Here is a 14,127-nt window from a genome sequence, read left to right on the forward strand (position 1 = left end):
GGTCCTCGCACGCTATTCGGCAGGCCGGGCAGTGCAAAGGGTTTTTCCTCAAGTACCTGGTCGGACCCCGTCCAGGTCTCTGACCTCCTGTGTTGCTGCTGACATGGCTGTGACGGGCGGGGCGGGGGCTTCGTGTGAGGCACATGTGTTCGACGGATTTCCGGTCCGTGGAACGGTCGGTCGTACCGGTCGCTGCGGTGTCCAGTACGGGACGGCGCTCGGCGGTTCCGGCGGTTTTGGCGGTACGGAAGGGGCAGGTCGTGGCACGCGCGGTACCGGTCGGCGCGACCCGTCGCGCGGTCTCGTGAGGCATCGGCCGCTCAGGAGGCATCGGTCAGCCGGTGCAGCGGTGTGCCGTGCGCCCAGCTCCTGAGGCGCGGGCCGTCGATGAGGTGGATGTCGCCCTGCCGCCGCGCCCATTGGACGTCACGGTGGCTGAAGGTCCCGCGGTGCACCACGAGTCGCAGGGGGGTGCTCGCCCGGCGCCCGAACCGCGCGGGCGCGTCCTCGTCGGGCAGGGGCTCGGCCACGGGACGGAACGCCACCTCGATGCGGTGTCCCTCACCGTTGCGCGCGCGCACGCGAGGCCGGTCCTGCACCTCGGACGGCGGGAGTACGAACCAGCCGTCCCGGCGCAGCATCCTGGACACGGCCAGGGCGAGCCCCTCCGTGTCCAGTTCGGCGAGTTCCTCGGGCGTGTAGTGCCCCAGACGCCGACGGGCCAGCGGACGGTGATGCCGGACCGCGACCGGGGTCGCGACGGCGAGGAGCGCCAGCGTCCCGACGAGCACCCCGGCACCGAGGGCGCGGAAGGCCACGGCGACGCCCGCCACCACCCCGCACACGACCAGCACGACCACCACGAAGGCGGGCAGCACCTCACCGAGGCCGGGCCCGTAGCGCCCCTCGTCGCGCAGTGCACGGATCGCGAGTCGCCGCCGCGTACGGCGTGACGGAATCTTCTCGGGCCCTGGTCCCCTCCATGCCACCCGGGTCGGCTCCTCCCACCCCGCGTGCACCGATGTGCCGGCGGTATGGCTACCCAGCTGGGACGGGCCGGTCGTACCGAGGGCGGGATCCGGCCACGAATCCGGCCGAAGTCTTTCGCCGCGCGCCATCCGTGGGCCAGGACGGACCGTGGGTGCCCAAGGTGCCGGGGCGTACGTCGTCAACTCGGCCCCACGGTGCCGGTAAGCCGGACGGGTGAGCTCACGGGGGCCGGTCGTGCGGTGACCGGTGTTCTCGGGCCAGGGCGGGGAAGACGCACCGCATGCAACTCGGGAAGCCCCATGATGCCGGTGATTCGGCGGGCGAGGGTCGCCCCGGTCGTTCTCGTAAGGAGTTCCCGTGACCACATACGTCATCACTGTCCCCGGCACCTTCGTCCACGGCATGTCCGACGGCGCCCGCTCCGACATCGAGCGCAGGCTTCGGCCCCAGGACCCGAAGAACACCGATCTGGGCGAGAACGAGGAGTTGAGCCTGCTCACGGTGGAGGAGGACGGGAGGTTCGCCGCCCGGGTCGAGGTCGAGGCCGCGGACCGGTCCAGCGCCGAGCACGAGGCCGTACGGCTGGTGTCCGGGGCGCTGCGCGACAGCGGGCTCGCCGAGGACGACGCGATGCTGGGGCCGGCGGTCGTGACCGGCATCGACACCGGTATCGACCGCGAACTCTGAGGAACGGGTGCCCGGGAGGGCGGTCACCGGGCACCGCCGGTCGCGTTCACCGCACCGCGTCCCACCCCCATCTCCTCCGAGGGCCAAGGAGGTTGCCCGGGCGTCCCGCGCACCGCGCGGGGCGCCGGTGACCGCCGCGGACGTCCGGCACGGGTGCCGCGTCTTCGTCGTCCGTGTGCACCCATGGCATGATCACAGTCGCTTTTGCCAGAAGTCGATGCGCTGTGCGGGGAGTCGTCTCCCGAGGACCTGGGCGCAACTGGTAAATGACCAGCCGGAGAACGGGGTACAGGTATACGTGGTGCCCAGCACCGACGTGCACCCCGCCTCCCCTACCGAAGGACTGCCGGTCTTGGACCTCGCGTACCCCGAAACACCCGCTGCACGCCGCCCGGGACGGACGTGGATCATCCGGGTCTCCGGCCACAGCGACCGTACCGCCTCCGTGTCGTGCTCGTCGTCGTGCGGCATGCCGCCCCGCTCCCGCGACCTGACGGCGCTTCGCCGTTTCGCCGAAGCCCACGCGGCGGCACACGCCCGCGCCGCCACCGTGCATCCCGACGCCGCCTGCGCCTGCCGCCAGACACAGTGCGCGGCCCACGAGGGCACTCAGACGCACTGCGCGGGGGGCGTGGTCCTGGTGCTGCGTCACGACCCCGCGGTCGGCCAGGTCTGGACCCTGCTCGAGGTCTGCACCGCGTGCGCCCCGCTGATGACGCACTCCCGCGTCGTCGGCCGCGCACTGCCGCGCACACGCGAGGCGTCCGAGCCGGCCGCCGCGCCGGCGCACGCGGCGCCGGCGACGGCACCAGCGGTGCCCGGAGGGTTCAGCGCCCCCACCGGACCGGGCTTCAACAGCGCGGACGCTCCGCCCGCTCCGTCGCGTCGCCGCTCGGGCGGCCGCGGTCGCCCGCAGCCGCGACAGGGCCGACGGGACCAGGGCGGGTTCCCGGGCTGAGAGAGAGCGAGCCGGAGCCTCATCGCTCCGGTTCGGTACGCGGGTGCAGGCGGACCCGGCATCGCCCGCACACCCGGTGGGCACCCGTGCTCAGCGGCTCCCGCCCCCGAGCGGCCATGGCCCGGCCCACCGGCCCCACGCCGGCCCTGTTCTCCGCGACATGCGGCCTGCTCGGCCTCATGGTGCCACCGATGCGTTCGGAGGGCGTCACCCGAGCGACGAGGTCGTACCACTCGTCGCTCACCGCGTCGCCCCACAGCGGGGCCGTGCGCTCGTGCGGGGTGTCGCACGGCATGGGCACGGTGCGACTGGTCCCGGCCCGTTCGGGACCGAGCCGACCGGGCCGGACGTTCCAGCGGCCCTCGCGCAGGGTCAGGGACACCGTGGACAGCGGTGGCACCTCGAAGTGCCAGAAAGCGGTCGCCGGTGCGGACAGCGCGTGGACGAGCGAGGCCCGGACGACGGCCGGCTCGGTGATGACCAGAGCCTGGTCCATGAACGACGGCACGCTGCTCAGCCAGTGCGCGACACGGCGGCAGAGCTCTCGTACGGACTCGCCCCCGTGCGGCGTCGCGTCCGGGTCCGTGAGCCGGCTCGCGTAGCCGTACGGGTCGACCTCGACGACCTCACGGACGGTGCGGCCGCGCCAGCTGCCGTAGTCGAAGTCGCGCAGCGCGGGCTCGGGCGTGGCGTCGAGTCCGAGCGCCTCGGCCGTCAGCGCGCAGCGGACCGACGGCGCCCGGACGACGGGGGAGTACGGAGGGAGCTTCGCGCCGACGGCACGCGCCTCACACAGGCCGTGCTCGCTCAGGGGGCCGTCACCGAAGACCGCGCTCCTGGTGGTGTCCCCTGCTGTCGCGCACATGAAGGTCAGGCGGACCGACATCGGCGTACCTCCTAACTGGCCCGGCGTGGGCGCCGGATGGTGTGAGTTCGTCGAACACCGCGGGTGCCGTCGGGAGGTCGTGCCGCGTCGGCGGGGTTCCGGCCGTCCACGGGCGGCCGGCCGATCCGGCGGGCGGGCGTCGTGGCGGTGCGCGGCGGGCGTTCCAGTGGCCCCCGTCCGAAGACACCGCCAGGCCGCGGGCCGGGGCCAGGCCGATCAGCCGTCCCCCTGTCCAGGACTGGCCGACTGTCCAGGACCGACCGAACGGGGGACGGCGACGGCGGCCCGCGGCGGGACGGCGAAGGCGGGCCGAGCGGATACGGCGACGGTGGGCCGAAGGGGTACGGCGACGACGCACGAGAGGGAGAGGCGGATGCCCACGCAGCGGGCGCCGCCCCGGGCGGTGCGACCTCCGCCACGTCGTGCGTCATACGCTCCAGAGTCGAAGACGCTGCCCGCGGCGGACATCCGGCAGGTGTCCGGAACCGCCCCGCCGACTGGCTGGCGCACTCCCCGCCGCCCGGCCGGAGCCGGTGTCGGACAGCCGCAGCGCGTGCGCGGCGTGGTACGAATCGGACAGTGGTCCGACGGCGAGTGGAGCACCTGTGATCCGGGTATTGGTGGTCGACGACGAGGCCATGATCCGAACGGGTTTTCAGCACATCCTCGACGCGGCACAGGACATCGAGGTCGCGGCCGCGGTCCCCGGCGGACAGGCCCTGCAGACGGCCCAGGACATACGCCCTGACGTGGTGCTTCTCGACATCCGGATGCCCGACGTCGACGGCCTCACCGTCCTCGCCGGCCTCCGTCGGCTGCCCCACCCCCCGGTGGTGGCCATGCTCACCACGTTCGACATGGACGAATACGTGGCGACGGCGCTCCGCTCGGGCGCGGCCGGTTTCCTGCTCAAGGACACCGACCCCGAGGAGCTCCCCTTCCTGGTGCGGACACTGGCCGACGGCGGCACCGTCCTGTCGTCCAAGGTCACCCGGACGGTCGTGGACGGCTACCTGAACGCGGGCCCCCGGGAAACCGCGGCCCACAGCCTCGCCCGGCTGACCGACCGCGAACGGGACGTGCTCGTCCTCATCGCCGAGGGGCTGTCCAACGCCGACATCGGCACGCGCATGCACCTCAGTACCGGCACGGTCAAGGACCACGTGAGCGCGATCCTCGGCAAGCTCGAGGTGGACGGCCGTGTCCAGGCCGCCCTGCTCGCCGAGCGGGCCGGCCTCCTCAAGGAGCCGCGGGGCGAGGAGCGGGGATGAACCTCGGCCGGCTGCGCGCACCGCTGTTGGACGCCGCCCTCGTCGCCGCCTCGCTCCTCGACGTCTGGGTCAAGGTCCACATCGACGAGCCGCTCCGGCTGTCCTGCGCCCTGGTCGCCGCCTTCTCCCTCTTCCTGAGACGTCGCCGGCCGCTGCTCACCTTTCTGCTCACCCTGCCCGCGGTCCTGGTCTCCGACGCCGTCTTCGCCGCGCTGGCCGCGCTCTACACACTCGCCTCGTTCACCCGTCACCGCACCATGCTCGCCTTCTGTGTCACGGCGTTCACGATCTGTGACATGACCAAATGGCCGTCACTGAGCTACGACTTCGCGAAGACGGCCACCGTGATCACTCTGGGTTACACCGCGGCGACGGCAGCCGCTCCCGTCTTCCTCGGCCAACTCGTCCAGGCCCGGCGCGACCTGTCGCGGCAACTCGCCGAGATCTCCGAGGCGCGCGACCACAAGCGGCTGCTGACCGCGCAGAGCGTGCTGGCCAAGGAACGCGCACAGCTCGCGCGGGAGATGCACGACGTGGTCTCCCACCAGGTCAGCCTGATCGCGGTGCGGGCGGGAGCACTCCAGGTCGGTACCCAGGACGCCGAGGTCAAGGAGGCCGCCGCCACGATCCGGCGGCTGAGCGTCCAGACACTGGACGAGCTGCGGCACATGGTCAGCGTTCTGCGTGCCTCCGGAGGGCGTCCCACGGAGCTGACACCTCAGCCGTCCCTGGCAGACCTCGAGCGGCTGGTCGACAACAGCGGTATCGAGGCCGAGCTGCGGACCGACGTGCCCGACGACCTGCCGCCCACCGTGCAGCGGGCCATCTACCGCACCGTCCAGGAAGCGCTGACCAACGCACGCAAGCACGCACCCGGAACCACCGCGACGGTTCACATCCGCCACCACGACGGCGCCGTACGGGCCACGGTCACCAACACCGCACCGACCCACCCCCCGCTCCCGCTTCCCAGCGCGCACCACGGACTGGTCGGCCTGCGTCAGCGCGCGGCACTCCTGGGCGGCACCGTCACCGCCGGCCCCACCGCGGACGGCGGCTACGAACTGCGCCTCGAGCTCCCGGCCGAGGACCGCCGGCCGTGACGGACCGCAGGTGTCCGGCGGCTCGTGCCGACCGGATCCCGTGCGTGTTTGCGGCCGAATATTTGCGGGGACTCGGCGCTTAGGGGGTCAAGCTCCCCGACCGGAGGAAAAGATGATCATCCTCGGAGTTATTCTGCTCGTCATCGGCCTCGTGGCAGGCATCAGCATTCTCTGGACCATCGGGGTCATCCTGGTGATCATCGGAGTCGTTCTGTGGATTCTGGGAGGCATCGGACACGCGGTCGGCGGCCGACGGCACTACTGGTGACGTCGCGCACCTGCGCGGCGTGTCACCAAGCGGCTCGACGCCCCTGGTGAGAACGGAGAGAGCGATGAGAGGTCTGAGAGGCGCGGGCGCGCCTCTCAGATCTCGTCCTCCAGCCGAATGACGTCCTTGAGCTTTTCGTGGGCCTTGCCGGGGGTGCCCTCCTGCGCCTCGAGCAGGGCGGCGGCGATGGCGTCCAGCTTGCGCTGGATCGCTCGGTCCGCCCGGAGTTCCGAGTTCTTCAGCAGGGCGAGGAGCATGAGGGTCACCGCCGTCATGGATTCGCCGGCGAAGAGGAGCCATGTCACCTCGACACCGGCGACGTGGAGCGCGACGGTGAGGGAGACCAGCGCGAGGCAGAACACGAAGAAGACCGGTGAGCTGGTGAACTTCGACGCGGACTCGGCGAACCGTTCGAATCTTCCGCGTTCGTCGCCGCCGCGGTCCGCGGGGTGCTCGATGGTCATCATCCCTCTGTGCTCTCCGTCGCGGGGTTTCGATCCGTCCGGGATCCGCCCCGGGTCCCCCCGGCGACCGACCCCCTCAGGGCGGCGCGTCATGTCCTCGGCGGGGGCGGGGCGTCGTGCGCGGTCCCGGACGACGCCCTGACGCCCGCCGGACGAGGCGGTGGCTTCACCGGCCGCCGGCTCGGCTTCCATTCAGTGCTTGGTCCGCTTGCGCATGCGGTCCGCGGCCTTTCCGGTCAGTTCATGGGCCTTGCCCCGCAACTGTTCGTTGCGGCCCTTGCGCTGCATGGATTTGTCTCCCAGGGCCTTTCCCAGGGTCTCCCGCATCCTGCCCGTGATCTGTTGCGTCCTGGCGTTTCCCTTGAACATCACGACCGCCTTCTTCCCGAATCGCCGACGAGTGCGTTGCCGTAGGGGCGACGCACCTTTCTTCACCGTGTGGCCGCTGGGCGGGTGACGCAAACCGGCGCCGCGCGAGCGGTTCGGTGGCCCGCGGGGTCCGGGGCTTCGCCGATGCGTACCACGCTTCCCCGGTCGCCGCGTCCTCGGTGCGGAACCTCGCCGCCACGGGGATGGGGGCGACGAGGCTCCTCTGGCCGTGTGCCCCGGCACTCGCCGTCCATTCCGCGGGGCCGCCCCCCCCGACGCACATGGCGGTGCCCCTGTCCCGCCGCCGCGCGCGGTGGAACAGGGGCACCCTTGTGCCGGTCGGTCAGGGTTGCGAGGTGAGCGTGAAGCTCTGCGCGGACGAGCCGTCGCAGGTGCGCTGGGTGAGTTGCACGCTGTTCGTCGCCGCGCTCGCCGCCGTCAGGCACTTGCCGCTGTGCCGGGCGCTGAAGTGGTAGCGCCCGGTGCTCTCCTTGACGGGCAGCCATTGTTGGTTCTGCCCGCCCCCGTAACTCCACAGCTGCAGTGGCGCGTTGTCGGCGGTCGAGACGCCGGTCACGTCGATGACCTGCTGCGGGTTGCCGCGGATGCCGGCCTGCCGGTAGCCGCCGTCGGTCGAGCGGAACTGGAACTGCTGTGCCTGCGTGCCGTTGCAGGCGTACTGCTGGATTGCGGTCCCGTTCGCCGTGGCGGCCGCGCGTGCGTCCACACACGTGCCGTTCCCGGCGTTGGTCAGCGAGTACCAGGCGGTCTCGGAGATCGAGTCCGCCGGCGGAGTCGTGTTGTCGGCTCCGCCCAGCCACTTCAGGCCGTCCAGCACGAACCGGTTCTGTGTCTCACTCGCGAACGTCGACGACAGACGGGTGTTGGTCGAGTAGTCCATCGCGTTGTGACCGAAGTTCGCGTACAGCATCTTGTACTTGGTGTTGGTCCACAGAATCGGGTAGTAGCCGCTGTACCAGCTCTGGTTGGGATCCGTGCCCAGCGGGAAGCTGCTGGGGTCGACGGACGCGAGGATCTTGATGTCCGGGTTCTGCCGCAGGTCGTTGGACCAGCTGTACCACTCGCTGACCGCCGAGGTGAACGTGGCGGGCAGGTTCTTGGTGGCCGGGTGCGTACGGTCCTCGACCTTCAGGACCGCTGTGGTCGGGCCCCAGGTGTTCGACTGGAAGTTCCCGCTGCCGAGGAACTGGTTGTGGTACCACGGCCAGTCCGAGGCACTGGTCGTGAAAGCCGAGACATGGAAGCCCATCCAGGCGCCGCCGTTGCGCATGTACTGCTCGAAGCCGCTCCGTTGGGCCGCCGTCTGCGGCAGGTCGTCGAGGAACAAGACGACCTGATACGCGTTGACGCCGCCGTTGCTGAGCAGGTCCCAGTTGGTGCTGGACGTGTAGGTGAAGCCGTTGGCCGCGGCCTGCTTCGGGAACCAGTCGTTCGCCTCCTTCTCGAAGTCGATGTGGGCCGCGTCCCAGGTGCCGCTGTAGAGCGCCAGGACCTTGAACGGGGTCGCCGTCGTGCTCGCCTGCGCGGCGGGCGGAGCCGCCACGGCGAGCAGGGTCGCCAGCAGCAGAAGTACCCGCAGGACCACGCGCGTCGGTCCGGATCCGGTGGTGTGCATCGGCTGATCAGTCCCCTCTGAGCGGGTCACGGGTAGCTGACGAGGTTGGCGACGTTCGTGCCGGAGTTGGACGGCCCGCCACGGTCGTTGATGACATGCCGGATCGTGCCCGTACCGCCCAGGGAGACCGTCACCATGTCCTTGAACTTCACGTTCGCGTTGTTCGGCGCCTCGATGGCGTGCTCGGCCGCGACGGACGAGTTGACGTTGAAGTAGCAGTAGCTGCCGAATCCGTACACCTGGTGACTCGTCACCGAGTTCGCCACCTTGTAGGCGGCGTAGCCCTGTGTGGAGCCGTTCATCCAGGCGCCCTGGTTGGGCGGGTCGTACGGCATCTCGTTCTGGTAGAAGTACGTGCGGCCACCGTTGCCGTTCCAGATGGTCTGGTACTTCTGGTAGTGCTCGACGAACAGGCCGTACATCGTCACGTCGTCGCCGTTGACGACGAGGCCGGTGTCGGCGGTGTTGCTCGTCCAGCCCACCCCGCTGCCGTGGTCGGCGCGCCACAGCCACAGGTGGTCACCGATGACGTCGTCACTGTTGATGGTCAGGCTGGTGGTGGCCTTTCCGACGCCCGCGCCGCCGATGCGGAAGAAGACGTCGTGCAGGGAACTGGGGTCGGCGCTGTGGTCGGCGGAGGAGCCGCTCGGTCCCATCTCCACGAGCTGGGCGGAGTTGGTGGTCCCGGCGTCGATCAGCAGGCCGGCGAGCTGGATCCCGTCCACGTCCGCGACCTGCATCGCCGTGATGCCGTTGTCGGGGATGAGCGTGGCCAGGCCGAGGCCCAGGACGACGGTGTCGGGCCGGGTCACCTTCAGCGTCTGGTCGAGGTGGTAGACCCCGGGCGTCACCAGCAGGTTCTTGCCCTGGGCGAGCGCGTCGTTCATCTGGGCGGCCGTCGCGCCCGGCTTCACGATGAAGAAGTCGGAGAGGGGCAGGGACGCGCCCGCCGGGGTACCCGCACTCCACGTGGTGCCGCTGGTGTTGGTGCGTGCGGAGGGCACGAACACCTTCCAGGCGCCCGCGGAGTCGACGTAGAGGAAGGGCTTCTCACGGGTGACCGGTGCCTGGGCGACCGTGGTGTACGGCGGGTTGGGGAAGCTGTTGGCGGGGGCGTTCCTGGAGCCGACGAAGACCATGTTCCAGTTGGAGCCGGTCCAGCTGCCCCATTCGGTGTTCCGCGAGAGCCACTGCTGCTGCGAACCTGAGTTGACCTGGCCGTCGATCTTCGTGTCGGCCATGTAGCCGCCACTGGACCAACCGCCGTCGTCCAGGGCGAGGTTGCCGCGCAGATGCATCCGCCGGTACGGAGCCGCCTGCGACACCGCCCAGCGGTCCGAGCCGTTGGTCGGGGTCACCGACAGGTTCTCCGCCGACCGCCAGAAGTTCTGGGTGGCGTTGCCCTGGAACCAGTCGGCCTCGGCGTGCACCGAGCCGCGGATGTTGACGTCGTCGGGGGAGAGACCGAGGCCGGCGACCTGTGTGTAGAAGCCGACGTTGGCGTTGGCGTCGTAGGTGCCCGGCTTGAAGAGGAAGGCCTTGCGGGCGGTGCCGAACTGGTTGGTCTCCTGCTGCGAGAAGGCCGAGTTGAGGCTGCTCTGGATCGTCGCGGCGGGCGTCGACGGATCGAAGACGGTGACGTTCGGGCCGAGGTCCGGGGTCCCGGGCGGCGGCGTCGTGTCGACGGGATTGACGAAGAACGACTGGGCCGCGGTGCCGTTGCACGTGTACTGCTGGAGCTGCACGCTGTCCGCGGTGGACGCGCTGGGCACGTCCAGGCACTTGCCGCTGTTGCGGTTGACGAAGTGGTAGGAGCCGCCGGAGTCCGCAACGGCCTGCCACTGCTGGTTGTTGCCGCCGCTGTACGTCCACAGCTGCACCAGCGCGTTGTCCGCCGTCGAGACATCGGTGACGTCCCACGCCTTGGTGGCGTCGGCTCGGTTGTCGACCTGGGAGTAACCGCCGGACGTGGCCGCGAACTGCCACTGCTGGGCCTGGCTGCTGTTGCACGCGTACTGCTGGACCGCGGTGCCGTTCGCCGTCGCGGCGGCGCGCGCGTCGACGCACTTGCCGCTGGCGGCGTTGACGACCGTGGCCCAGCCGGTGGGCACCGCGGCGGCCGCGGCTGTCGCCTTGTCCTGTGTGGCGACCGACAGGCCCGAGATCGTGGTCGCCACGAGGGCGACCGCGGTGAGCGTTTGCGGTATCCGGCGGCGGCCGGAATGACTTGTTGATCTGAACACGGGGCTCTCCTGCGCTGGTGGGGGGTGGGGAAGGTCAGCCGGTGTACTTCGCGAGGACGCGCGTGTAGTCCCAGTCCTGCTGGCCCACTCCGGAGCAGCTGTCGGCGACGCCGCTCGTGCAGGGGCGGTCGCGGTTGACCGACCAGAAGGTCAGTCGCGCCAGGTGGTGCTGCTGGGCGTAGCCGAGGATGGCCTGGAAGTCGGCGACGGTGACCGTCTCGTTCTGGTCGGTGATCCCGTTCATGGAGGAGATGCCCAGGTCCCGGTACGCCTGGTCGTCGCTGTAGCCGTAGGCGTTCTTGAGCGCCGTCTTGAGGCCCTCGGCGGCCCGCTGGGTGAGCGTGCCCATGTTCTGGCCGGCGCCGCCGAAGTCGAACGGCATGATCGTCCAGCTGTCCACGGTCAGGCCGGAGGACGCGGCGCGGTTGATGAGTCCCGTGTCGGGGCCGCTCTGCCCGGTTCCGATGGTGACGTACACCTTGATGCCCGGGTTGTTGGCCTTGATGGTCTTGAGCGCGTCCACGGTGCGCTGTTGGACCGTCGTGTTGCTGTAGGCGTCGGCCTCGATGTCGATGTCGATGGCCTTGAGCCCGTAGGCGTTGATGACCTTCTGGTACGCGCCCGCGAGCTCTCCGGCACTCGAGCAGGAGCTCTCCAGCTTGTTGCCGCTGTAGCCGCCGAACGACGGGATGACGTCACCGCCGCCTGCCCGCACGGTGTTGACCGTCTGCTGGTCGACGCCGCCGGTCAGTGCGCGGCTGCCGTCCCACTGCGGGTTGCAGTAGCCGTTGCTGAGCACGAAGGCCAGCGTGAACCATTTGACGCCGGTGGCGTTCATGACCGTGGTGGGGTTCGGCGGGCTGCCCCAGCCGTTGTAGAGGTACGGGGCGACGGCCATCGGCGCGGAGGGATTCGTGCCGCCGCCGCCCGCGGCCGGCGCGGTCCACTTCTGGTTGGCGCCGCCCGTGCAGGTCCAGATCTGTATCGGGGCGCCGTTCGCCGAGGTGTTGCCCGTGACGTCGGCGCACTTGTTGGCCTGCGGATTGACGATGTCGTGGGCCGCGGAGACCGTCCACCTCTGGTTCGCGCCGCCCGAGCAGTCCCACAGCTGGAGCTTGGCACCGTCCGCGGTCGCGTTGCCGGTGACGTCAAGACACTTGCCGAGGGCCCGTATCGTCCCGTCGGAGCCGACCGTCCACTGCTGGGCGGAGGTCCCGTTGCAGTCGTAGAGCTGTACGGCCGTGCCGTTCGCGGAGCTCGCGCCGGCCACGTCGAGGCACTTGCCCGCGAGGCCCGTGATCGTACCGGTGGCGGCGGAGGCGGGCGCCGCCGTCAGGGCACCGGCCGAGAGCGCGAGCAGCGAGGTGGTGAGCGCGGCGCGCAACACCGTTGAGCGCGTCAGGGATTGGCTGGTCATCAGGGGGGATCACAGCCCTTCATGGGAGGCTGATGGTGGGGGAGTGTTCACGTTCATGAACGATGGGTGCATTCATGGAGCCGTGGTGATCGGGAACTTAAAGGTCTGAACCAAAGTCGTCAAGAGATGAAGCAAGGGAGTCTGTGAATTGGGCTCAACGCACAAGGAGTTGAACGTGACGCGGCCGGGTGGCGGTGGCGAGGAGGCGATGCCCCGGCTGCGCGGTGCCCCTATGGGGTCATGTTTCCGAACGTCAGTCGATCGTCCATGTGTTCGGAGCTGGAAGTGACGCCTTGCCCTCCTGACCCTTCGTCCGGGAAGCCGTGACCACGGAGGCAGGGGGGCCGGCAGCGCGCGCCGGTGGCGGGTCGGGCGCTCGCACGGAGGGGCGGGACACCGGCGAGCGGGTCCGGCGGGGTGCGGTGGGAGCGCCTGCACGCTGTTCATATGTGCTCTCGAACGGCCGTCCCCTTTTGCCGCCTTTCGGGTGGCGCGCGACTGGCTCAACGGCCGTAACGATTCTGCGCTCCAGGCGCTGAGCTGGACTTTTATGGCCATCCGGGATCAATGGCTCTTTTGTTCGCATCATGTCGCGTGGCGAGGTGATCTTGATCCGATCTACAGTCATGCCGCTCGTTCAAGATCACTCCCCATCGAGGCGTGTGTGACTCACCAATCTCCTTGTAGTGAAGCCCCTTTGGCGATCCCGCTGTCGGCCCGACACCGCGAGGCCGCCCGGTGACGACGGCCGTCCTCGAGGGCATCGCCGGGTTCGTTCCACCGCGTGCGGTGGCCAACGGCGAGCTGCCCGTCGCGTGGTGTGTCGACGACGCCTGGGTGCGCCGGCGCAGTGGCGTCGGTGAGCGACGTTGGGTCGCGCCCGGTGTCGCCACGGGCCATCTCGCCCTGGAGGCCGCCCGCAAGGCGCTGACCGTAGCGGGCCATCCGCTGGTCGACACCGTCATCGTCGCCACGTCGACCCCGGACCGGCCCCTGCCGGCCATGGCGCCCCGGCTGGCCACCCGGCTCGGGCTGGGCGGGGCGGCCGCGTGGGACGTGTCCGCCGCGTGCAGCGGATTCGTCTACGGTCTCGCGACGGCCTCCGGTGTCCTGGCGTCCGGGTGCGCCGACCGGGTGCTCCTGGTGGCTGCCGACGTGTACTCGACCCTGATCGACCCGCAGGACCGCTCCGCCGGAATCGTGTTCGCGGACGGTGCCGCGGCGGCCGTCCTGCGGAAGGGCGGCAGGGGCGAGCCGGGCAGCGTCGTGGCGTTCGACCTCGGCAGCGACGGCTCGCAGGACACCCTGATCCAGGTGCCCGGCGGCGGAGCGCTGGAGCGTGCCCGCCCCGACGCCTACCGGCCGGACGACCGTTACTTCCGCATGCGCGGACGTGAGGTGTTCCAGCACGCGGTGACCCGGATGACACAGTCCGCCCAGACCGTGCTCAAACACGCGGGCTGGTCGGCCGAGGACGTGGACCGGTTCTGCGCCCATCAGGCCAACGCCCGCATCCTGTCCGCCGTCGGAGCCCGCATCCCCGTACCGAGTCATCGGCAGGTCACCAACATCGAGCGGGTCGGCAACACGGGCGCCGCTTCCCTTCCGCTGGCCCTGGCCGACGCCGCGGCCCGGGGTGAACTACACAGCGGGCAGCGCGTGTTGCTGACCGCCTTCGGAGCCGGACTGACCTGGGGCTCGGCCGCGCTGCTGTGGCCGGATCTCCCGCCCGTGCCGCCGCTCGACGGTTTCGTGCCGCCCGTGGCGGTCCCCGCCGCTCCGACCGCCTGACCCTCGGCCCTCCCCGAGGTCCTCCGTCCACAGTCCCCCGCGTC

General features: G+C 70.4%; 13 protein-coding genes. 6 read left to right on the forward strand and 7 right to left on the reverse strand.

Annotated elements, in window-relative coordinates:
- Positions 1-320: 320 nt before the first annotated feature.
- Complete coding sequence (locus OG199_RS40050) at positions 321-989, reverse strand: hypothetical protein (protein ID WP_405833791.1); 669 nt, start codon at positions 987-989, stop codon at positions 321-323.
- 358 nt (positions 990-1,347) lie between these two features.
- Here OG199_RS40050 and OG199_RS40055 point away from each other — a divergent pair, with 358 nt between their 5' ends.
- Positions 1,348-1,677, forward strand: a complete 330-nt coding sequence (locus OG199_RS40055) for a hypothetical protein (protein ID WP_356804741.1) — start codon at positions 1,348-1,350, stop codon at positions 1,675-1,677.
- A gap of 301 nt (positions 1,678-1,978) precedes the next feature.
- Positions 1,979-2,635 carry a hypothetical protein gene (locus OG199_RS40060; protein WP_356804743.1) on the forward strand — a complete coding sequence of 219 codons (657 nt, stop codon included), beginning with the start codon at positions 1,979-1,981 and terminating at the stop codon, positions 2,633-2,635.
- Between the two features lie 19 nt (positions 2,636-2,654).
- Here OG199_RS40060 and OG199_RS40065 read toward each other — a convergent pair whose 3' ends face one another.
- A complete protein-coding gene (locus OG199_RS40065; RefSeq protein ID WP_405833793.1) occupies positions 2,655-3,521 on the reverse strand; it encodes a histidine phosphatase family protein in 867 nt (288 codons plus the stop codon).
- Between the two features lie 605 nt (positions 3,522-4,126).
- Between OG199_RS40065 and OG199_RS40070 the strand changes: the two genes are divergently transcribed.
- The 3 genes from OG199_RS40070 to OG199_RS40080 all read left to right on the forward strand — a co-directional run bounded on the left by OG199_RS40070 (position 4,127) and on the right by OG199_RS40080 (position 6,163).
- Positions 4,127-4,792, forward strand: a complete 666-nt coding sequence (locus OG199_RS40070) for a response regulator transcription factor (RefSeq protein WP_356804747.1) — start codon at positions 4,127-4,129, stop codon at positions 4,790-4,792.
- Positions 4,789-5,895: a histidine kinase gene (locus tag OG199_RS40075; protein WP_356804749.1), complete on the forward strand. Its 1,107-nt coding sequence runs from the start codon at positions 4,789-4,791 to the stop codon at positions 5,893-5,895. Before OG199_RS40070 ends, OG199_RS40075 begins: the two co-directional genes overlap by 4 nt.
- A gap of 112 nt (positions 5,896-6,007) precedes the next feature.
- Positions 6,008-6,163 (forward strand): DUF6131 family protein, encoded by a 156-nt coding sequence (locus tag OG199_RS40080; protein ID WP_266696366.1) that lies wholly within the window; start codon positions 6,008-6,010, stop codon positions 6,161-6,163.
- A gap of 95 nt (positions 6,164-6,258) precedes the next feature.
- Here the strand turns inward: OG199_RS40080 and OG199_RS40085 are convergent, their stop codons facing one another.
- The 5 genes from OG199_RS40085 to OG199_RS40105 all read right to left on the reverse strand — a co-directional run bounded on the left by OG199_RS40085 (position 6,259) and on the right by OG199_RS40105 (position 12,292).
- A complete protein-coding gene (locus tag OG199_RS40085) occupies positions 6,259-6,627 on the reverse strand; it encodes a low affinity iron permease family protein (RefSeq protein ID WP_401803791.1) in 369 nt (122 codons plus the stop codon).
- Positions 6,628-6,819: 192 nt separating this feature from the next.
- Positions 6,820-6,996, reverse strand: coding sequence for a CsbD family protein (locus tag OG199_RS40090; protein WP_401803789.1), 177 nt, complete (start codon positions 6,994-6,996; stop codon positions 6,820-6,822).
- Between the two features lie 343 nt (positions 6,997-7,339).
- Complete coding sequence (locus OG199_RS40095; protein ID WP_405833796.1) at positions 7,340-8,632, reverse strand: RICIN domain-containing protein; 1,293 nt, start codon at positions 8,630-8,632, stop codon at positions 7,340-7,342.
- A 26-nt stretch (positions 8,633-8,658) separates the two neighbouring features.
- A complete protein-coding gene (locus OG199_RS40100) occupies positions 8,659-10,809 on the reverse strand; it encodes an RICIN domain-containing protein (protein WP_405834823.1) in 2,151 nt (716 codons plus the stop codon).
- Between the two features lie 100 nt (positions 10,810-10,909).
- A complete protein-coding gene (locus OG199_RS40105) occupies positions 10,910-12,292 on the reverse strand; it encodes a lectin (protein WP_356800366.1) in 1,383 nt (460 codons plus the stop codon).
- A 738-nt stretch (positions 12,293-13,030) separates the two neighbouring features.
- Here OG199_RS40105 and OG199_RS40110 point away from each other — a divergent pair.
- Positions 13,031-14,083 carry a beta-ketoacyl-ACP synthase 3 gene (locus OG199_RS40110; RefSeq protein WP_405833798.1) on the forward strand — a complete coding sequence of 351 codons (1,053 nt, stop codon included), beginning with the start codon at positions 13,031-13,033 and terminating at the stop codon, positions 14,081-14,083.
- The last annotated feature ends 44 nt before the right edge of the window (positions 14,084-14,127 follow it).

It is taken from the genome of Streptomyces sp. NBC_01176 (genome assembly GCF_045039825.1).
Taxonomy (GTDB): Bacteria; Actinomycetota; Actinomycetes; order Streptomycetales; family Streptomycetaceae; genus Streptomyces.